Genomic DNA, 18,883 nt, shown 5'->3' with positions numbered 1-18,883 from the left:
ATCGCTATTTCCTCCGGCATCTTGCCTCCCGCCCTGGTTGATCCCTCATAATCCCGCAAATGGGGCGTTGGAGATCGACCATGCGCGAACTATCGGCGGAAGCCAGGCTGCACTTCTACGCGCGCTCGCTCTCGCGTCGGACCGGGGCGAGCATGCATCATTTCGCGCTCTACAGTGCGTTTGCCGTGATCGCGGCGATCGTGTTCGGCACGTTGTCGATACACCCGTTCTAAGATCCTGCTCGGTCTCGTAGGGTGGGCAAAGCGAAGCGTGCCCACCGCCTGTGTCAATCATGCAGAGATCGTGGGCACGGCGCTATGCGCCTTTGTCCACCCTACGGCACCGCGGCACCTGATGGGCCTCACGCCCCGCTCTTGAACGGCGCCACTTCGATCCCTGCATCCTTCAACGCCTGACGCAAGGTCCGCGCGATCTCGACGGCGCCGTGCGTGTCGCCATGAATGCACACCGTGTCGGTGCGCATCTTGATGACCTTGCCCGTCACCGAGACCACCGCGCCGTCCTGCACCATGCGCACCACGCGGTCGGCAATCGCCTTGGCGTCGTGCAGCACCGCGCCGGGCTTCTTGCGCGAGACGAGATTGCCGTCGTCCTCATAGGCGCGGTCGGCGAACACCTCGTGCACCATCGGCAGATTGGCGGCTTCGCCGGCCTTCACCAGCTTGGAATTGGCGAGCACGACGAAGATCAGGCTGGGATCGACCGCCCGGATGCCGGCGGCGATCGCCTTCGCCGTCATGTCGTCCTCGCAGGCGACGTTGGAGAGCGCGCCATGCGCCTTCACATGCGTGACCTTGTGGCCGGCCGCGGTCGCAATCGCCTGCAATGCGCCGATCTGGTAGGCGACGAGGTTCTCGATCTCGGACGCCTTCAGGCCCGCGATCGGATGGCGGCCGAAACCGTGCAGGTCGCGATATCCGGGATGGGCGCCGACCGAGACGCCGCGCGCCTTCGCCAATTCCACCGTCCGGCGCATGATGTCGGGGTCGCCGGCATGGAAGCCGCAGGCGACGTTGACCGAGCTTGCCAGCTCGATCATCGCGGGGTCGTTGCCCATCTCCCACGCGCCAAAACCTTCGCCGAGGTCGCAATTGAGATCGATCGTCTTCATGGGTTGCTCTCCGCCTCTGGTCGTCGTGTCGTTTATGGCTCCGCCGTCACCTGCCAGGTCCCGGCGTCCACGGCGCTGACAGCATAGCCCGCGACGTTGGCATCGCTGAGCGCCTCGATGTTGAGCGCGACGGTGTCGGCAGAGCGCAGGCGATCGGGCAGGTTGCGGATCAGTTGCGCAAATTTCCTCGCCTCGTCCTGAGCCTCGGCCATGCTCACAGCCCTGAAGCGGAACGCGGTTCCCGCCGAGGTCTGGGCGAGGCGGCCGACGTCGGCGGTGATGACGGTTGCGATCTTCGGATAGCCGCCGGAGGTGCCGCGGTCCATCATCAGCGCGATCGGCGAGCCGTTGCCGGGCACCTGGATGCTGCCGTTGACCGTACCGTCGGAGACGATGTTGTGGCCGTGCAGATGCTTGATGGCGGGGCCCTCGAGCCGGTAGCCCATGCGGTCGGAGGTCGCCGAGATCTGCCACTCGCTGTCCAGGAACAGCGCCTTGTTGGCGTCGTCGAACTCGTCGTCCTGCGGCCCCAGCACGACGCGGATCGGACCGCTCACGGGCTTTGGCAGCTCGATCCGCAATTCCGGGGCGCCGCTCGCGGCATCGACCGAAAATTCATCACCGGCCTGGAGCGGGCGCGGGTAGGGGCTGCCGAGGCCGGCGCGGGCATTCACCGCGAGACTGCCGAACACCATCTCGCCTTTGATGGCGCCTTCGATGGCGAGATAGGTGAACGCGCCGCCGCGGGCAAAGCCTAGCGTCAGCGTCTCGCCGTCCTTCAGCGTCACCGACGTGTCCATCGCGACCGGGTTTCCGGCGACGTCCGCATTGCGCGGCGCGCCTGAAAATGCAACACGCACGGCGCCATCGCGCGCGGTGAAGGCGGCGCCGAACGGGCCGATCTCTACAGTGGCCGCGAACGGCTCGTTGCCGACCAGCGTGTTCGCCGCAGCCAGCGACAGGCGGTCCATGGCGCCGCTGACCGTCAGACCATAGCGCTGTGCGCCGTGGCGTCCGCCGTCCTGCACGGAGCTTGCCGGGCCGATGCTGGCGACGACGAGCCGGCTCATGCGTCCACCTGCTCGGCGACGATCGCGCCGGCTTCCGCAGCGCGGTCCAGCTCCTCGAAGGTCTTGTGATCGATGGAGAAGAACGTCACGCGGTCACCGGGTTCGGTGAGGAAGGTTGGATCGCGGTGGAGCTGATAGGTTCTGACAGGCGTGCGGCCGAGCAGATGCCAGCCGCTCGGGGCGGCGAGGCACTGGATCCCGGCCTGGACGCCACCGATCGAGATCGTGCCGGCGGGCGTCAGCAGCCGAGGATTTTGCCGGCGCGACATGTGCAGCGATTTGTCGAGGCCGCTCAGATAGGACCAGCCCGGCGTGAATCCGATCATGGCGACCTTGTAGTCGCCGCCCGCATGCCGGGCGACGATGTCATCCGGCGTGGTGTTCAGCGCCTTGGCGACATCCTCGAGGTCGATGCCATGCTCGCCGCCATAGGCGACGGGAATGCGCCAGCGCCGCGCTTTGGTGACCGGCGGCGGCGGCTGGATAGCGATCGGGAGCAGTTGGTCGCCCAGCGCATCGAAACCGATCTTGCCGGGATCGTAGTGCACCAGCAGCGAGCGATAGGTCGGCACCGTCTCGGTGACGCCATCGATCGGGCTTGCTGCGAGCGCCTTGTCCAGCGCCAGCACGCGTTGGTTGGCAGCGTCGTCGATGGTGCGGCTGAACTCGACCGTGACGGCGCTGTCGCCACTGGGCAGAAGGCGGGGCGGGGAGAGCGTCGCGGCCATTGAGCTGTCGAAGAGCTGTCGAAATCGGGCTTTTGCGGGAGCGGGCTCGACCTTGAGTTCCGCCTCACCCCTGCTTCGCGTAAATGCGCCCGCAAGTCCAATAAATTAATGCAGGAGGCCACGATAAGGCTTTGTTATCGCGTCGCATAACAGCCCACCGGCCCTGCGTTATTGATAGCCTCTTGGCCCTTGACGCAAAGCGCCCGGCTCGCAAGATGCGCTCGTTCTTTCCCGCCCATCCGGAGCTCGTCTGTTTCCATGTCGCTGTCCCCCGAAGCCCGCAAGATCCTCGCCGGCATCACCACTGCCACCATCACCACGGTCCTGCTGAAAAAGGGCCTGCGCAACGTGTGGATGCGGGGCGCGCGGCCGCTGCGCCCCGGCCTGCCGCGTCTGGTGGGGCCGGCCTTCACGCTGCGCTTCGTGCCGGCGCGCGAGGATCTGGCGACGCCGGAATCCTGGTCGTCGCCGATCTCGACCCGCACCGCGATCGAGGCGATGCCCGAGGGTTGCATCGCCGTGGTCGATGCCATGGGCATCACCGATGCCGGCATCTTCGGCGACATCCTCTGCGCCCGCATGATGAAGCGCGGTGTCACCGCGCTCGTCACCGACGGCGTCGTGCGTGACGTCGAGGGCGTGCTCGGCACCAACCTGCCGGTGTGGTGCGACGGCTATGCCGCGCCGCCTTCGGTCGCCGGCCTGACCTTCGTCGGCTGGGGCGAGCCGATCGGCTGCGGCGGGGTTGCTGTTTTTCCGAACGACATCGTGGTCGCCGACCAGGACGGCTGCGTGCTGATCCCGCAGGCGATGCTCGAGCACGTGCTCAACGAGGGCGTCGAGCAGGAGCGGATGGAGGCCTGGATCGTCAACGAGGTGAACAACGGCGCGGTGCTGCCCGGCCTCTACCCCATGAACGCGGAAACCAAGGCGCGCTACGCCGCCAGCAAGAAGTAACGAAGCGAGGACCCCATGGAGATCACTGTTGCCGGCACGCGGCTGACCCGCCGCGCGCCCAAGGAAAACTTCACCGGTACCGTGTGGCAAGACCCCATCATCATGGCGCCCGCGCCGGCACGGCTGAACTGCTCGCGCGTCGCCTTCGAGCCCGGCGCGCGCACCAATTGGCATCACCATCCGCTCGGGCAGACGCTCTACGTCATCTCTGGCGTCGGCCGCGTCCAGACCAAGGGCGGTCCTGTCAGGGAGATCCGCCCCGGCGACACCGTCTGGATCCCGCCGGGTGAATTGCACTGGCACGGCGCTTCGCCGACCAACGGCATGTGCCACATCGCCATGCAGGAGGCGCTCGACGGGACCTACTCGACCTGGCTGGAGCCGGTGACCGACGCGGAGTACGGCGCGGCGCTGGGCTGAGACGCACATGTCCCGGATCAGCGGCGCAGCGTTACCGGACGATGCTTCGCTGCACCGCGCCCGGGACACGGCAACCTACATCCGTTCCGCCGTCCACGTGCCCGTGCACAGCGCGCCGCGCCAGGTGCCGGAGCCCGAGGTGCCGCTGAGCCGGCCGAAGCCGACGGCGCGCTTGATGCCGGTGCTCAAGGTGACGTTGATGCTGCCGGCGTCCGCCACGCGGCCCGATGCCGTCACCGCGGCGCTGGTCGATGCGATCTGCCCATTGTTGATACCGATCGCGACGGTGGCGCCGTTGCCGCAGGTCTCGCTCGAGGACGAGATCCGCACGTTCCAGGCGCCGTCGAAGCTGGTCGATGCTGCATTTGCCTGTCCGCAGAGCAGGGCGGCGGCCCAGATCGCGGCGAAGATACCCTTGCAAAGATGTCGCATGACACGCCCCATTGGCTGAACCTGCGGGGCATCGTGTCACGACATGGGGCGGACCGATGTGAGGGGTGTCACGGATGCGGGCGGATGGTCCAACGCGATCGTGTCGGAGCGCCGCCGCATCAGCCGGGCAGAGCCGTGCAAGCAGGCGTTCGTGCCATCACCTTGCTTTCGCGGTCCGATCGATCACGCGCGCCAGCGAGACGGCGGAGTTTGTATCGACCAGCGGGGCCTTGCCGACTGTCTTTCGCAATGCGAACGCCTCGGACGCAAAAAGCTTGTCCGGATCATCAGGGGCGTCCTTGATGCCGGTAAGCAGGCGGATCTGCATGCCCTTCAGGAGCTCCGTCACGGCCGGTTTGGCGATTGACTTGTCGTTGGGGTCGGCCAGGAGTGCCTCTTCCCAGCCGCGGTGAGCATTCTTGGGTGTCACGCGCTCCACAAGCTTATCGTAGCTGGTCTGGTAGGCGCCGATGGCCACGAGGCGATCGTTTTCGGCGAGCTCAGGCGAAGTGATCACCTCGGAGCGCAGAGTCAGCATCTGCTCGTCTGCATGCTCCAGCTCCCGCTTCATGATGCTGCTTGCAACACCCTGCCAGTGTCGGTGAAATCCGAGCTGCGTGAGAGGGTTGATCGTATCAGGCCCCTCGGGCAGCAGGCTGGCCGTGAACTCTATGGCCAGGAGGCAATAGTCCAGGCCAGACACGCGCTGGCCGTCCAGCAGCAATCTGTCGTCGGTCACCACCAGTCGCTTGGCAACCGCTTCGTCCAGGTCGGGGCCGGCAACCAGGAGATAGCCGCTGCGGGCGAGCGCATTGCCGTCGGCATAGGAGAACAAGGGCGTGACGATGTTGAGTCCGAACAGGCCCGCGACCCGGTCGTAGATCTTTTCAGCCACGCGCAACCCGTCGGAAACGCCCGGCGCGAGCCCGGTCTGTGTGGTCAGGTCGGCCGCCAGTTGCAGGATCTGTTGCGCGACGTCGTGAAACGGAAGGCGGAACAGCCCGACGAACAGGGACAAATTGTCCTGCTTCATGGGCGCGCGCCTGACGGCGTAGATATTCTTGAAGTCGACATACCCCGGAGCGGCACCGGCGGCCTTCAGCTGAGCGGCGATCTCGTCATTGCTCAGGATCGTGGGTCGGCGCTGACGCCCGTCGCCGAAGCTGAACTCGGTGAGCACGACGCCGAGCGGAAGGAACGAGCTGAAAAACTTGCCGCCCTCGCGCAAGCCCATTTCGACCATGCGCACGCCGAAATAGCTCGCTTCGGGCAGGAAGGTCTGTCCCGCGGTCATCGCGTTGCCACCGCTCGACGCGACGTAACCGACATAGGGGCGCCGCAACTCGCGGCTCGCCCAGTGCTCCACGACGTTCTTGAGTGTGGCCCAGACTGTCATGACATCCTTCCGCTCCAAGCAGCTCAGTGGTTGCTCACTGGCAGCGAGCTGCCCAATCGGTCGACTGCGCCAGCAAGATCGGTGAGAGCCAGATCGGACTTTCTTCGTCGTAGTTCAGGCTTTCCCACGATGCGCGACAGGCTTTGCGGAACGCGACGCAAACGGACCGCGTCTTGTGGAGCTCGTCATAGAACTCCCTGGCGAACTGCGGCGCGCGTTCGTCCTCGACATTCCATCGGAAGCCCAAGGCGTAGGGGATTCCGTTCATCACCAGTTGCTGAACGCAGCCCTTCGAGATGCCACGGCAGGCCGAGAGGTAGACCAGTGTTGTCGTTGAAAGCCCGTCGGATGCCGCCACCCTGTCGAGCTTCAGGCCGACCGCTTGCTGCGGTTGCAGTCCGGGAAGGACGAGGGTTGCGGTTTTCTGGCCATCGCTCCAGGCGTGACCGGCGTAGTGGAGAATGGTCGGCCGGAATGCGTCGAGCTGCTTCAGCAGATAGGGGGCGGCCTCGCCCGGAGGGGCGTCCGACAAGTTGACGACCTTCAAATCGAAACAGCCCGCGGCACCCAGCTCTGTCACGTGCTTCAGTTCGGTATCGATATTGCCAAGCTTGTCGAATTTCTTGCCATCGCAGATCGCGCTGTCGAGCTTCAGATCGGGATGTTCGCCGATCTGAGAACGAACGAACATCAGTTTTGCGCCCGGTTTGATCCGCGCCCGCTCACTGGCCCTTCCGCGGACAAAGGATGGAATGCGCCGGACGATCGGCGCATAGAGCAGCACGAATGGCCCATTTTCCTCCGAGAGATAACGTACACTCGCCTCGAAGGGCACCGGATAAAAGCCGGCATCGCTGATGACGAACCGAAACGACAGTCCCACCAGCCCGCCCGCGGACTTCTCGATCTGCGAGAACAGATGTTCGCCGATCGCTTTGACAACGAAGCTCTTGAACAAGCGTGTTCCGATGTCCCGCGTTTGGCCGAGCCAGTTGTTCAGCGGCATCTCATCGCGCGCATAGGTTTGAGCGGCAGATTTGAGGTCATCGAGATCGCTGATGGTGTTCCAGCGAAGCATAGGAGAGCCGTCTTCACCCGTTCCGAGCCGGCATTCCACCTTGGCGCTATGGATTTCGATCTCGATCACGCGGAACGCGCCCGGAATCGCATCCGTCTCGTCGGGATGCCCGGTGAGCATCGCAATGAACGGGCGCAAGATCCGATGCCGGTGCAGCTGCAGCGCGTCCATCGGCAGGATCAACGCATTGCCTGCTGCTCGGCACTCTTCCTCCAGGTCCGCGCAGGTTCCGAACGAAGGTGCGATGACCAGCACGGAGGTGTGGGGGTCCTGGGCCAGGACCACGGTGTTGAGCACGTGCTTTGCGCCAAGGGTCGTGCGTGTGTCGAATACGGCGCTGGGGTCAGTCGGCAACCGGGCGTCGAGCACGAGCAATTCAGTCTCATTCGCGATGAGCCACTCGCTGGTCTGGTCCGGGGTCATCAGAGGCTTGTCGTACAAGTCCTCCAGGGCCACTCCGGCCGCGAGCAGATGTCCCCGCAGGGTTTCGAACATGCTTGGTTCGGCGGTGGCTATGGCAATCTTTGCTGTCATACCGGTGCCTCCTGCGCGCACAATGGCAGGTTGAACTCGAGTCCCGCGCCGTCCAACTCGACCAGAGTGCCGTCGTGCTGCTCGGCAGCCTTGCGTATCGCCTCGATCGCGATGCTAGCCATCTGCCGTGCCCGGTGCTGACTCTGCTCGATCGGATCCGCCGCCGACGGTGCCAGAGCGTCGACAATCGTCGCGGGCAGGCGCATGGACACCGAGAGGCGATGCGGCGGCCGTTCCGCGATCGTCACGGTCAACCTGTCGTTCGGCGTGATGCGCAACAACAGCAGGGAGCTGAGGGCGGAGCGAAATGCAAAGCTCAACCTCTTCGTCCATCCCTTGACCAACACCGGATGACGCATCGCAATCTGGTCGACGAGGTCGATCGCGGCACGATCCTCGACGGGAAGGCCTTCGACCTCGTGATAAAGCACTTCCAATACGTCGAATTGCTCGGGGGCCTCCTGCGGCGTCTGCTGAACGGTCAGACGATCGGACAGACGTTCGAAAGTCAGGTCGGCCCTCAGCAGGTGGTTGGCGGCCTGCTCGAGCAGCTCGGCGCAATTTCTCATGAGCTCTGGTTTGCTCAGGAGCGATGCGGCGCCGCGCAGCAGGCCGTCGGCCATCAACAGTGGGGCGCGGGTCTCGCGTGCAACGGCCGTGACGGTCTCTTCCAGATATCCCCAGTCGCTCTCCCGGCTTTGGTCCGCAAGGCTGGTAAACAGCCAGAGTTGATGACCATAATCGTCATTCAACGGCTCGCGATTTGCGAGAGTCGTCAGCTCGGTGCGCGGTGCGTCGCCGATCGTCAGGTGGATGTGAAGACGGTGCTGGATCCCGCATTCCGCGAGTTGCACGGAATCTTCGTTCCGGGCGCCAAATGACGAGAGCTTCTTGTCACGCGCCTGGCCGAAGATGTTCTCGGCTGCACCATTCATGTGGCAGATCGTTCCAACGGCATCCACGATCACGGCCGCCTGCTCGATTCTATCCATGAGCGCGTGCTCGATCGCTTCGTGCCAGCGAGCCGCAAAGATCTGTTCGCAGTCGGCGGCGAGGCCACTTGCCGCGTCCTGATCAGGCCCCCGGAACGCGTTGAACTCCGATGATTCCATGTCCAGGATCAGTTCGATCTTGCCATTCACGAACAGGGGCACTGTCATGGCGGATCGCTGATCGGGTGCGGTTTTGATGAAGCCGTAGTTCCTCTCGGTATCGCTGATGTCAGGAACAACCAGTATGCTCCGCTCGGCCAGGCAGCTGCCGAGCATGCCGCTGGACAGCTCCTGGGTGTACTCGGCCCTGCGGTCAGGAGCTTTCACGAGCAGGTTTCGGTCATTCTTGACGTGCTCGGCGACCAGCACGAACTTGCTGCGGCGGCGATCGACCCGGAACACGCCGACATACTCCCAGCCCAGACATTTCGTGGTGCCTGTGGCCAGCAGCTCAGCGATGGCGCGTGCGCTCGCTGCCTTGTTCAAATCGTCCTTGAGTTTGCGCAAGGCGCGTGCCTGGGCGTGTTCCATGGCGGCGTCTGCGGCCTGCAATATCTCCTCGACGCCGAGATTTTGCAGCGTGCGCAGATCCGAGGCGGTGTATTGGTGCTTGCGGGACAGCAGAGCAAGCGAACTTCCAAACCGGCCTCCGGCTTTGCGGATCGGCAATACGATCATCGACTCGAATTCGTCGGCGATGATGGCCTTGCTCACCGGATTATCCATTTCCTCCGGATTGAGGCGCTCGACGAACGCGGCCAAATTGTTGTCCCACGTCTTGCCCTGCTCGAGCCAATCGATCACGCCGGGCGGCACCTTGAACCAACGCGTGCTCCACTCCCAGCTGGGTCTGGGAAAGACGGTGACCGCTCGCCAATAATCGCTGAGATCGTTGTAGACCCCGAACGTGCTCATTTCGAACGGGATGACTTTGCCGATGGCCTGAAGCGTTGCCTCGATGATCTCTTGCGGATCATCGTGCTCGGCTAGAATCGTCTTGAGCTCACGACGGGCGCGATCTTCGGCAAGAGGAGCGAACAGCACCAACAGCCCTGCCGAGCTGTTCGGTGCTTCCATGTAAGGTGTTCCGCTCACCCTTGCCAGAACGGAACGACCGTCTTTCGGGCGGAGCCTGACGAAGCTCGAGAAGCCCGTTTGTTTGGTGATCCATTCGGCGAACAGGTTCGTCGTTCCCTCGTCCTCGGATCCGAACACGAGGGAGAGCGACATCTCCTTGAGTTCTGATTCCGAGAAGCCCAGAACCTGCACCGCGCGCTCGTTTGCGAACCGGATCTTGCCTGTCAAGTCGGTGCGGAGCACGCCATCCTGCAAGGCATCGAGGCGGCTCTGTTCAGCGCTCTGGTCGAGCAGGAGTGCGTAATTGCCCGGCTTTCCATCCTCGTCGCGCAACGGGCCAATCTCGACTCTGACCTGACGAACCGTTTCGTCGGTCTGGATGTCCGCGCGCAAACTCGTGTTGTGATTTGCCCGGAGGGCCATGCACACGTCGGCTGCACGGGGTCCGAACAATCCGGAGAAAGCAGCGCCGCGCCTGCAGGGAATGAGCTTGTCGAATGCCGCATTCGAATAGACGATGCGGCCGTCGTTCGCCAGTTCGACGAAGGGAATCTCGCTGTAATGTGCGGCTTCATCGAGCGCGTCATACCGATCCGACAATACGCTCAGCATGGTATTTTGCGATTGCAGGATTTTGCCGACGGTCTGAGCGTCGAAACCGAACTCCGAAACCAGCATCCGCGCTTGCTCGTTGACCAGTGGCTGCAGCGCGGTCGTCAAGCTTGTCTGCCGACTTCGGAGCGCGCCGATCACATGGCGTCGTATGCTTTCCTCCGACATCAACAAGCCGGGGCCCCAGTCACCTGAGACTAGCGATGGCGTCGCACGGAGTTCCTCCATAACAACCTCGCTCGCTTACGCAACTATCGGCGCCGAAAGAAGATCGGCAAATGACTTTTTCGGTTTACTCAATCTCGGCGAAACGGTGCCGACTGCGCGGTAGACAGGTCGCAAATAGTCTGGCGATCAATCCAGACTAGAAGCAACTTCGGCGGGCAGAGTATGAAATGGTTCACAATGGGGGCATTTGAATCGAGCGGTCCTACGATACGAGGCCTCGGCTCGCATGGGCGGGGATAGCGACGACTATCCCGGCCAGTCGGATCATAGATTGCAGGTTGTGTGACGAAAACGGCAGCCTACCTGCGCCAGGTTGGCTCACGTGCAATCAGCGCCGCTCAATTCACCCGCGTCCAGGTCTGGCCGCCGCAGAACATGCCGCCGAAGGCGCAGCCCTGCACGCGCAGGCGGTCGGTGCCCTTCATCGCGATCGTCGAATCGTAGGTCGAGCCGGAGTTCGGATCGAGGATGCGGCCGGACCATTTCTGGTCCTTGCTGGGCTTCATGTTGATCAGAACCTGCTCGCCATTCTGGTTCGATTTAAAATCAACCGAGTAGCCGCAGAGATTGCTGCCGCATTGCTCGATGCGGACCTTGCCTTCCTTTTCCTCGGTGAGCCAAACGCCGAGCGGCGAGCTGAGATCGCGTGTGGCCGCGGCTGCCGGAGCCGGCGTGGCTGCGGCCGCCTGGACGGGAGCGGCGGCAGGCGCCGGGGCGGGCGGCGCCGATGGCGCAGTAGCGACGGTCGGAGCGGGCGGTGGCGCCACGGTGGGCGCTGCCTGCTGCTCAGCGGGCGCAGGGGCCGGGGGCGGCGCAGGTGGCGGCAGCACGGCCGTGTCAGCCGGCGCATTGGTGGCGGTCGTGGTCGGCGGAGGCGCCGGCGGTGGTGGCGCAGGAGGCGGCGCCACGGCTGCAGCAGCCGCGGGCGCCGCGGGCGGGGCGGCGGGAGCGGGAGCTGGAGCGGCTGGTGCCTGCGGATCGACCGTGGCCTGCTGCGGCGCCTGGTCGTTCTTCTTGGCCTTCTTGGCCTTGGCCTGGCCGGTGTTGTCGTACACGCCGGGAATCTGCACCGTGCCGCGGTCCGGATCGATCCGGATGGTGCGTCCGCCATATTCGAAAGTGTACTGTGCTTGAGCAGCTGTACTCGCCAACAGGAATGCGGCCGCGGCCAACAGCTTCCTCATTTCCATCTCCTGAGCAGATAGTCCCTGGACCGACGCTTACGCCCCGGTTCGATCTTCAAAAGTGATCCAGATCACTGTCCTCGGTATAAGTCGTGCGCGTGCCGACCTTGGTTCAATAACGCCGAACTCTGCCCGGAGTTGGGCAGGGCGGCCCCGCTCCGATTTGGCGCGCCTGAGCGGCGAAGATTCAGCGCGCCGCGTCTACCTCCGCGGACAACCCGCATTGGCGGCCTGGTGGGCGCGGGCAAGCGCTGCGTCGTTCGCCTTATCGGCATGAACATCGACCGAACCAACGAGGCAGGCCTTCGTGCCATCGATCGCGAACACGGAGAGCTCCTGGAGCTCCTTCTCATCCTCGCCGACCTGTCGCCAGGTGCGGATCACCGCGGCCCTTGGCACGCCGGCTCGCATGATCCACTGCACCTTTTCGCCGAACGACTTGCCGGCGCCGCGCCATTGCGCGGTCGGCCCGGACACCTTCTCGATTGCGCTCCGAGGCGCAATCGTGACTGATACGATGTTGCCTTCGTCGGCAAAGCTCACCACGTAACCGGCCGGACCCGGGCAGGTCCACAGGCCGAGTTCATTTGTCGACTCGTCCTTGCAGGCCGGCCCTGTCGCGGGCGTGAACTTCGTCTTCGCGACCGCACCGTGGACCCCGCCGATCCCGAGCGCGATTGCGATTGCCAATTCCCGTCGCATTGCTAGTCGAACCACGCTGCATAGATCTTCTTGTAGCTGCCGTCCTCCATCGAGATATGCAGCCATTGGTCGACGAAGGCCTTCAGCGCCATGTCGCGCTGGAGCCAATAGGCCTTCTCGGAGAAGTCGAACGGTTTTTCGGGATGCACCGCGCAGAGCACGCCGGCGTGCTGCTTCTGCTGGTAGCGCGTCTCGGAGGCGTCCGTCATCATCAGATCGGCGTTGCCCTTGGCGATCTCGTCGAAGATCACGGTATTGTCGGAGAAGACGGTGATCTCGGCGTCCTTGATGTTGGCACGCGCAAAGCGCTCGTTGGTGCCGCCGGGATTGACGATCACGCGGGTGCCCTTCTTGTCGATATCAGGGAGCGTCTGGTACCTGCCGACGTCGGCGCAGCGCGCGATCGGCGTCTTGCCTTCGCGCATGATCGGCGTCGAGAAGAAGCCCTTCTTCTGCCGGTCGAACGTGACCGATACGCCGCCCATGGCGATGTCGAACTGGTCGGCCTCGAAATCCTTCATCAGCTTCGGCCAGGCGGTCGGAACGAACTCGACCTTGACCCCGAGCGCCTTGCCGAGCGCCTCCGCCATGTCGACGTCGAAGCCGCTGAATTTTTGCGTCGCCTTGTCCAGATAGGTGAAGGGCTTGTAGTCGCCGGTCATGCCGACGCGCAAGGTGCCGCGCTTGACGATCTCGTCGAGGCGCGAGGTCGCCTGCTGCGCGTGAGCCGAAATGTTCGTCAGCAACGCCACGGCCGCAGCCGCCAAGATTCGAACAGCCATCCGTACGATCATGTCTTTTCTACCCCTGCGCGAGCTGTCATTGTGCAGCTCTTGAGGGGTGGATTTAGACCAGATGCCAGTCGCTGGCGAGATGGAATTGAAGGGAATCTTGACGTGACGATCTCGATGTACGAGGCCTCTGTCGGCCTCTTCGTCCCGCATTTGCGCAACCTGTCGGGACTGCTCGACAAGGGCGTGGCGTATGCGGAGGCGCGCAAGTTCAATCCGGCCGTTCTGCTCGGTATGCGGCTGGCCCCGAACATGTACGATCTGGCGCAGCAGGTCGGCGAGGCCTGCCGGCATGCCGTGGTCGCCCCGGCCTTGCTGGCGGAGCTCGAGCCGGTGGCGCTGCCGGCGCTGGAGCACGACATGGCCGGGCTTCAGGCGCGGATCGCAACCTCGATCGAGTTCATCGAAGGCCTGCCGCGTGCGGAGATCGATGCGGCGGCGGAACGGAATGTCTTCTTCAGGCTGAAGAACGGGACCGAGCTGCCCTTCACCGGGCGAGCGCTGCTGCTGACGTTCAGTGTCCCGCAGTTCTTCTTTCACGTCACCACCGCCTACGACCTGCTGCGGCATGCAGGCGTCGAGCTGGTGAAGAAGGATTATCTGGGAAGGAAGTAGTTGGCGGTGCTCGGTGTACACCTCTCCTTTCGGGAGGGGTGTACACCGAGACCTGAGGCCGGAGCGCTAGGCTTCGCCCTTGCGCTCGTAGTCGGCGAGCGAGCTGCGGCCGGCGATCTCGCTGCGCAGCTGCTCGAAGCGCCTGTTCGCCTCGTCCTGCTGGACGTCGACGAAATGCACCGCGGCCTCACTCGTCATGGGGCCGCTGACCACGGGCGTGGACTGTTCGCCGATGGTCTCGTGGACGTAATACTGGCCGTCATCGCCGCGATGGACCGTCCATTTCAGGCGGATCGCCACCATGGGGCCGGGCCCGACCTTGCTGTAGCCGTCGGCGTCGGTGTGCTCCGGCACCAGCGGCTGCTCTTCGACCATTGGATGCTCGTCGACTGACTGATGCTCGTCGACCGACGGATGCTCGTCGACAGCCGAATACTCACCGACGACCTGATGCTCGTCGGGGTCCACGTGCTCGCGCTCTCCGGCAACCACGATCTCCGTCTCGGTCTTGCGAATGACGAGGACGGGCTCGGGATGCTCCAGGATGCTGGCGATGGTCGCCAGCGCGTGGTCGGTCGGGTCGATCTCTGACAAGGGTCCATCCTCCAGCTCGACGCGGCCGGCTAGTCCTGTCCCGCTGCCGCCGCGCTTCCGTCACCATTACGCGCGCTTGATTAAGGCTGAGTTGGGGCTCGATCTGCACCAAAATGGGACGCATTCTGGCCTTCCGAAGGCGGGTGGACTAAGCATGATCCGGAAAAGTGCGCAGCGGTTTTCCGAAAAGATCATGCTCAAACAATAACTAAAGCGCGATGACGATTCATCGCGCTTTGTCCATCCGCCTTCTGCTTGTTCAGCCCAGCACGTCCTGATTGATGATGTTCTGCCGGATGGGATCGCCGTCCAGCACACTCAGGATGTTGCGCGCGGTCTGCTCGCTCATGCGGCTGACCGCCTCCACCGTGACGCCGGCGACGTGCGGGGCGATGATGACGTTGGGCAGCGCGAACAGCGCGTTGCTGACCGGCGGCGGCTCCACCTCGAACACGTCGATGCCGGCGCCGGCGAGCTTGCCGGAGACCAGGGCGTCGTACAGCGCGGCTTCCTTCACGATGCCGCCGCGCGCGGTGTTGATGAGATAGGATTTCGGCTTCATCCGGCCGATCCGCGCTGCATCGAACAGACCGACGGTTTCCGGCGTCTTCGGGCAGTGGATGGTGACGAAATCGGCGTGAGGCAGCGCGGCGTCGAGGTCGGCGACGGGCTCGCAGCCGGCAGCCTTGATCTCGGCGGCTGGCTTGTAGGGATCGTAGACCTGCACGGTCATTTCCATCGCCAGGCACCGCTTGGCGGTACGGCTGCCGATGCGCCCGAAGCCGATGATCAGCACGGTCTTGCCGTACAGATCGAACGGCAGCATGCCGAGCCGGTCGGCCCATTTGCCGTCCTTGACGCAGGCGTGCAACTCGTTCGCGCGCTTGGCCAGCGTCAGCATCATGAACAGCGCCTGCTCGGCGACCGAGGGCGAGTTGGCGCTGCCCGCGACCATCAGCGGCACCTTGCGGCGGGAAAGGGCGGGCACGTCGACGGCGTCGTAGCCGACGCCGATGCGGGTCACGACCTTCATGTCCTTAGATGCCTCGAGCTCGGTCTCGCCGAAGGCGGTGGCGCCGAGCGCCACGCCATGGACCGGCGCATGGCTCTTCAGCAAGGCCTCGAAATCCCTGGCCGAGATCAGGTTCGCAAACTCGACGAGCTCGATATCGTCCCGCTGGGTGAGGAGGGCGCGTGCCCCTTGGGACAAAGTTTGTGTAACGAAAATCTTCTTCTTGTTGGTCGCCATCGTCCCCTGCCTGCGCGAGTTTCTTGGACCGGCGTCACAACACGACGCCGGTCGCCTCGTTTAGCAGGTGCATGTTATTGAGGTCCATCGCCAAACGCATGGGTGCCCCGTCCTTGGCGCCGGCGTTGGGATCGACGCGGCCGCAGATCGGCGTGCCCTCGAGCCCGAAATAGACCAGGGTCTCCATTCCCATCGGTTCGGTGACGTCGAGCACGGTCTCGAAGGTCTCGACGCCCGGCCCCAGATGCGCATGCGACTCGGTGAGATGCTCGGGCCGCAGGCCGAGCAGCAGCTTGTCGGTGCGCGGCAGCGCGTTGTAGCGCGCCGCGCGGGCCGGCGGCAGCGCGAACGCGATGCGGTCGGTGAGCCGGATCTGGAGCGTGCCGCCGGCGTCCTCGAGCCGGCACGGGATGAAGTTCATGGCGGGCGACCCGATGAAGCCGGCGACGAAGCGCGTGGCCGGCTTGTGGTAGAGCTCGTTCGGGGTGCCGATCTGCTCGATCTTGCCCTTGTTCATCACCACCACACGGTCGGCCAAGGTCATCGCCTCGACCTGGTCGTGGGTGACGTACACGGTCGTGGTGCGGACCTTCTGGTGCACCTTCTTGATCTCGATCCGCATCTGCACGCGCAGCTTGGCGTCGAGATTGGACAGCGGCTCGTCGAACAGGAAGACTTTCGGGTTGCGCACGATGGCCCGGCCCATCGCGACGCGCTGGCGCTGGCCGCCCGAGAGCTGTTTCGGCTTGCGGTCGATCAGGTCGGTGATGTCGAGGAGGCGGGCGGCTTCCGTGACCCGCGCCTTGATCTCGGCCTTGGGATAATGCTTCAGGCGCAGCCCGAACGACATGTTCTCCGCGACCGTCATGTGCGGATAGAGTGCGTAGTTCTGGAACACCATCGCGATGTCGCGGTCTTTCGGCGGCACGTCGTTGACGACGTCGCCGCCGATCATGATGTCGCCGTCGCTGATGTCCTCGAGGCCTGCAATCATCCGCAGCGTCGTCGACTTGCCGCAGCCGGAGGGGCCGACCAGCACGATGAACTCGTGGTCGGCGATATCCAGATCGATGCCGCGCACGGCTTCGACGTCGTCGTAACGCTTAACCACTTTCCGCAAAGCAACGTCAGCCATGAGACATCAACCCTTTGTCGCACCGGCTGTCAGGCCGGCAATGTAGTAGTCCATCAGGAAGGCGTAGATGATCAGCGGCGGCGCCGCGCCGAGCAGCGCGCCGGTCATGATCTGTCCCCAGTTGAAGACGTCGCCCTTGATCAGCGTCGTGGTGATGCCGACCGGCAGCACCAGTTGGTCCACCGAGGTCGTGAACACCAGGGGATAGAGGAACTGCGCCCAGGATACCGTGAACGCGAAGATGGTCGCGGCGATCAGGCCGGGCAGCGCGACGGGAATGAAGATCCGCGTCAGGGTCTGCAGCCAGGAGGCGCCGTCGATCAGCGCGGCCTCGTCCAGCTCCTTCGGGATCGAGGCGAAATAGCCGATCATGATCCAGGTGCAGAACGGCACCGTCAGCGTCGGATAGATGAACAGCAGCACGTACCATCTGTTGAGCAGCGTGATGCCGGTGATGTCCTGGACCATTCCGAGCACCTTGAACAGGGGAATGAACAGAAGACTGTCCGGGATCAAATAGGTGAGGAAGACGCCGGTGGCCAGCGTCGCCGAGCCCCAGAACTTCATCCGGGCCAGCGCAAAGGCGGCAGGGATGCTGATCAGCATCGTGATGATGACGACCACGATCGACACGATCGACGAATTCCAGAAGAAGCGCAGGAACTGGTTCGAGCTCAGGAGCTCGACATAGTTCGACAGCGTCGGATGGAACACCCACCAGGGATTGGTCGCCGCCGATATTTCCGCGCTGCTCTTGAGCGAGGTGATCAGCATGTAGATCGGCGGCGTCAGGAAGAAGATCGCAAACAGCACCAGGAAGAAATAAGACCAGCGCAGCGCCCAGGTGCGGTCGCGGCTCATGCTGCCGTATTTGATCTTGCGGGAGGGCCCGGCCTTGTCGATTGCAAGCGTGCTCATCAGGCTTCATTCCCGCGTTTGTTGACATCGCGCAGGATGAAGATCGCTGCGACGGCGAGGATCGGCACCATGAACAGGGAGACGCAGGCGCCGAGCGGAATATCGCTGCTCTGGATGCCGACCTGGAATGCCCAGGTGGCGAACAGATGCGTCGTATCCAGCGGGCCCCCTGACGTCAGGATGCGCACGATGTCGAAATTGGCGAAGGTCACGATCAGCGAGAACAGCGTCGTGATGGCGATGATGTTGCGCATCATCGGCAGCGTCACGTACCAGATCCGCTGCCACCAATTGGCGCCGTCGATCGCCGCGGCCTCATAGAGCTGTTCGGGCACGGATTTCAGCGCGGCGAGGTACATGATCAGGAAGAACGGCGCGCCGTACCAGACGTTGACCAGGATGACGGAGAAGCGCGCCCAGAAAGTGTCGCCGAGCCAGGGGATCGGACCGACGCCGAAGAAGGACAGCGTGTAGTTGAAGGCGCTGTAGGAGGGATCGAACAGCCACAGCCAGGCCAGCGTGCTCATCGCCGGCGGAATCACCCAGGGCACCAGCAGCATGCCGCGCCATTTGCGCTGCTTCTTGCCCGGAATGTTGTGGACGAAATGCGCGACGATGAAACCGATCAGCGCCTTGAAGACCACCGCGGTGATGGCGAAGATGCAGGACTGCCGCACCACCATCCAGAACGTCTCGCGCTTGAACAGGAAGGTGAAGTTGCTGAGGCCGACGAACTTCGTCATCGCCTTGTTCAGCGTCGCGAGGTACACCGAGTAGAAGGCGGGGTAGAGCACGAGCAGGACGATCAGAAGGATCAGCGGAAGCGTCAGGAAGAACGCCACCGTCGATTTCCGTCCGAGCGCGTTGCGCAGGCTTGATCCCTTCCGCGCGCCCCTTGCACGGACGGCGCGACCTTGCTCGACGACGACATCGGCCATCTCAGCTTCCTTGAATCAGCTCTATTGGATCTACTTCTTTGTCCAACCGCGAAGCCGGCCATTGGGGTCGGCTTCCCGGCCATGCGAACCCGACGGGATGC

At 63.8% G+C, this 18,883-nt stretch carries 19 protein-coding genes; 4 read left to right on the top strand and 15 right to left on the bottom strand.

What is annotated here, in order from left to right; genetic code table 11:
• Window positions 1–80: 80 nt before the first annotated feature.
• Window positions 81–233, top strand: coding sequence for a hypothetical protein (locus GGD65_RS02265; protein WP_165637618.1), 153 nt, complete (start codon window positions 81–83; stop codon window positions 231–233).
• A 128-nt stretch (window positions 234–361) separates the two neighbouring features.
• Here GGD65_RS02265 and GGD65_RS02260 read toward each other — a convergent pair whose 3' ends face one another.
• Genes GGD65_RS02260 through pxpB form a run of 3 tightly spaced genes read right to left on the bottom strand, consistent with a single transcriptional unit; the run spans window position 362 to window position 2,930 of the window.
• Entirely contained in the window at window positions 362–1,132 is a 771-nt protein-coding gene (locus GGD65_RS02260) for a LamB/YcsF family protein (protein ID WP_183234310.1), read from the bottom strand.
• A 32-nt stretch (window positions 1,133–1,164) separates the two neighbouring features.
• Window positions 1,165–2,202, bottom strand: a complete 1,038-nt coding sequence (locus GGD65_RS02255; protein WP_183234309.1) for a biotin-dependent carboxyltransferase family protein — start codon at window positions 2,200–2,202, stop codon at window positions 1,165–1,167.
• On the bottom strand, window positions 2,199–2,930 hold the full coding sequence (pxpB, locus tag GGD65_RS02250) for a 5-oxoprolinase subunit PxpB (RefSeq protein WP_183234308.1): 732 nt from the start codon (window positions 2,928–2,930) through the stop codon (window positions 2,199–2,201). The genes GGD65_RS02255 and pxpB overlap by 4 nt, the downstream gene beginning before the upstream one ends.
• A gap of 258 nt (window positions 2,931–3,188) precedes the next feature.
• Here pxpB and GGD65_RS02245 point away from each other — a divergent pair, with 258 nt between their 5' ends.
• Both GGD65_RS02245 and GGD65_RS02240 read left to right on the top strand, forming a co-directional pair.
• A complete protein-coding gene (locus GGD65_RS02245; protein ID WP_018317993.1) occupies window positions 3,189–3,887 on the top strand; it encodes a ribonuclease activity regulator RraA in 699 nt (232 codons plus the stop codon).
• A gap of 15 nt (window positions 3,888–3,902) precedes the next feature.
• Entirely contained in the window at window positions 3,903–4,307 is a 405-nt protein-coding gene (locus tag GGD65_RS02240) for a cupin domain-containing protein (protein WP_018317994.1), read from the top strand.
• 75 nt (window positions 4,308–4,382) lie between these two features.
• Here GGD65_RS02240 and GGD65_RS02235 read toward each other — a convergent pair whose 3' ends face one another.
• From GGD65_RS02235 to GGD65_RS02205, 7 genes are all read right to left on the bottom strand, one after another.
• Window positions 4,383–4,739 carry a hypothetical protein gene (locus tag GGD65_RS02235; RefSeq protein ID WP_092258046.1) on the bottom strand — a complete coding sequence of 119 codons (357 nt, stop codon included), beginning with the start codon at window positions 4,737–4,739 and terminating at the stop codon, window positions 4,383–4,385.
• 157 nt (window positions 4,740–4,896) lie between these two features.
• Entirely contained in the window at window positions 4,897–5,988 is a 1,092-nt protein-coding gene (locus GGD65_RS02230; protein ID WP_183234307.1) for a hypothetical protein, read from the bottom strand.
• Between the two features lie 181 nt (window positions 5,989–6,169).
• The gene (locus GGD65_RS02225) at window positions 6,170–7,747 is read right to left on the bottom strand and encodes a CHAT domain-containing protein (RefSeq protein WP_092258052.1); all 1,578 of its coding nucleotides are present in this window, start codon (window positions 7,745–7,747) and stop codon (window positions 6,170–6,172) included.
• Complete coding sequence (locus tag GGD65_RS02220; RefSeq protein ID WP_183234306.1) at window positions 7,744–10,536, bottom strand: PAS domain-containing protein; 2,793 nt, start codon at window positions 10,534–10,536, stop codon at window positions 7,744–7,746. Before GGD65_RS02220 ends, GGD65_RS02225 begins: the two co-directional genes overlap by 4 nt.
• Before the next feature lie 458 nt (window positions 10,537–10,994).
• The gene (locus tag GGD65_RS02215) at window positions 10,995–11,840 is read right to left on the bottom strand and encodes a DUF2147 domain-containing protein (RefSeq protein WP_183234305.1); all 846 of its coding nucleotides are present in this window, start codon (window positions 11,838–11,840) and stop codon (window positions 10,995–10,997) included.
• A 201-nt stretch (window positions 11,841–12,041) separates the two neighbouring features.
• On the bottom strand, window positions 12,042–12,530 hold the full coding sequence (locus GGD65_RS02210; protein ID WP_183234304.1) for a hypothetical protein: 489 nt from the start codon (window positions 12,528–12,530) through the stop codon (window positions 12,042–12,044).
• 14 nt (window positions 12,531–12,544) lie between these two features.
• Window positions 12,545–13,324, bottom strand: coding sequence for a transporter substrate-binding domain-containing protein (locus GGD65_RS02205; RefSeq protein ID WP_183234303.1), 780 nt, complete (start codon window positions 13,322–13,324; stop codon window positions 12,545–12,547).
• A gap of 126 nt (window positions 13,325–13,450) precedes the next feature.
• Here GGD65_RS02205 and GGD65_RS02200 point away from each other — a divergent pair, with 126 nt between their 5' ends.
• A complete protein-coding gene (locus GGD65_RS02200) occupies window positions 13,451–13,948 on the top strand; it encodes a DUF1993 family protein (protein ID WP_179736802.1) in 498 nt (165 codons plus the stop codon).
• 66 nt (window positions 13,949–14,014) lie between these two features.
• On the opposite strand, the gene GGD65_RS02195 is transcribed toward GGD65_RS02200, so the two are convergent.
• The 5 genes from GGD65_RS02195 to GGD65_RS02175 all read right to left on the bottom strand — a co-directional run bounded on the left by GGD65_RS02195 (window position 14,015) and on the right by GGD65_RS02175 (window position 18,782).
• On the bottom strand, window positions 14,015–14,542 hold the full coding sequence (locus tag GGD65_RS02195; protein ID WP_183234302.1) for a hypothetical protein: 528 nt from the start codon (window positions 14,540–14,542) through the stop codon (window positions 14,015–14,017).
• 259 nt (window positions 14,543–14,801) lie between these two features.
• Window positions 14,802–15,791, bottom strand: a complete 990-nt coding sequence (locus GGD65_RS02190) for a hydroxyacid dehydrogenase (RefSeq protein WP_092258067.1) — start codon at window positions 15,789–15,791, stop codon at window positions 14,802–14,804.
• 34 nt (window positions 15,792–15,825) lie between these two features.
• Window positions 15,826–16,926, bottom strand: coding sequence for an ABC transporter ATP-binding protein (locus GGD65_RS02185; RefSeq protein WP_018318005.1), 1,101 nt, complete (start codon window positions 16,924–16,926; stop codon window positions 15,826–15,828).
• A gap of 6 nt (window positions 16,927–16,932) precedes the next feature.
• Window positions 16,933–17,844: a carbohydrate ABC transporter permease gene (locus GGD65_RS02180; protein ID WP_018318006.1), complete on the bottom strand. Its 912-nt coding sequence runs from the start codon at window positions 17,842–17,844 to the stop codon at window positions 16,933–16,935.
• Entirely contained in the window at window positions 17,844–18,782 is a 939-nt protein-coding gene (locus GGD65_RS02175) for a carbohydrate ABC transporter permease (RefSeq protein WP_018318007.1), read from the bottom strand. Before GGD65_RS02175 ends, GGD65_RS02180 begins: the two co-directional genes overlap by 1 nt.
• Window positions 18,783–18,883: the final 101 nt, after the last annotated feature.

The organism is Bradyrhizobium sp. CIR18 (assembly GCF_014198295.1).
Classification (GTDB): Bacteria; Pseudomonadota; Alphaproteobacteria; order Rhizobiales; family Xanthobacteraceae; genus Bradyrhizobium.
Note: the sequence above shows the minus strand (reverse complement) of the source record. Positions and strands in the feature narration are given on the sequence as shown.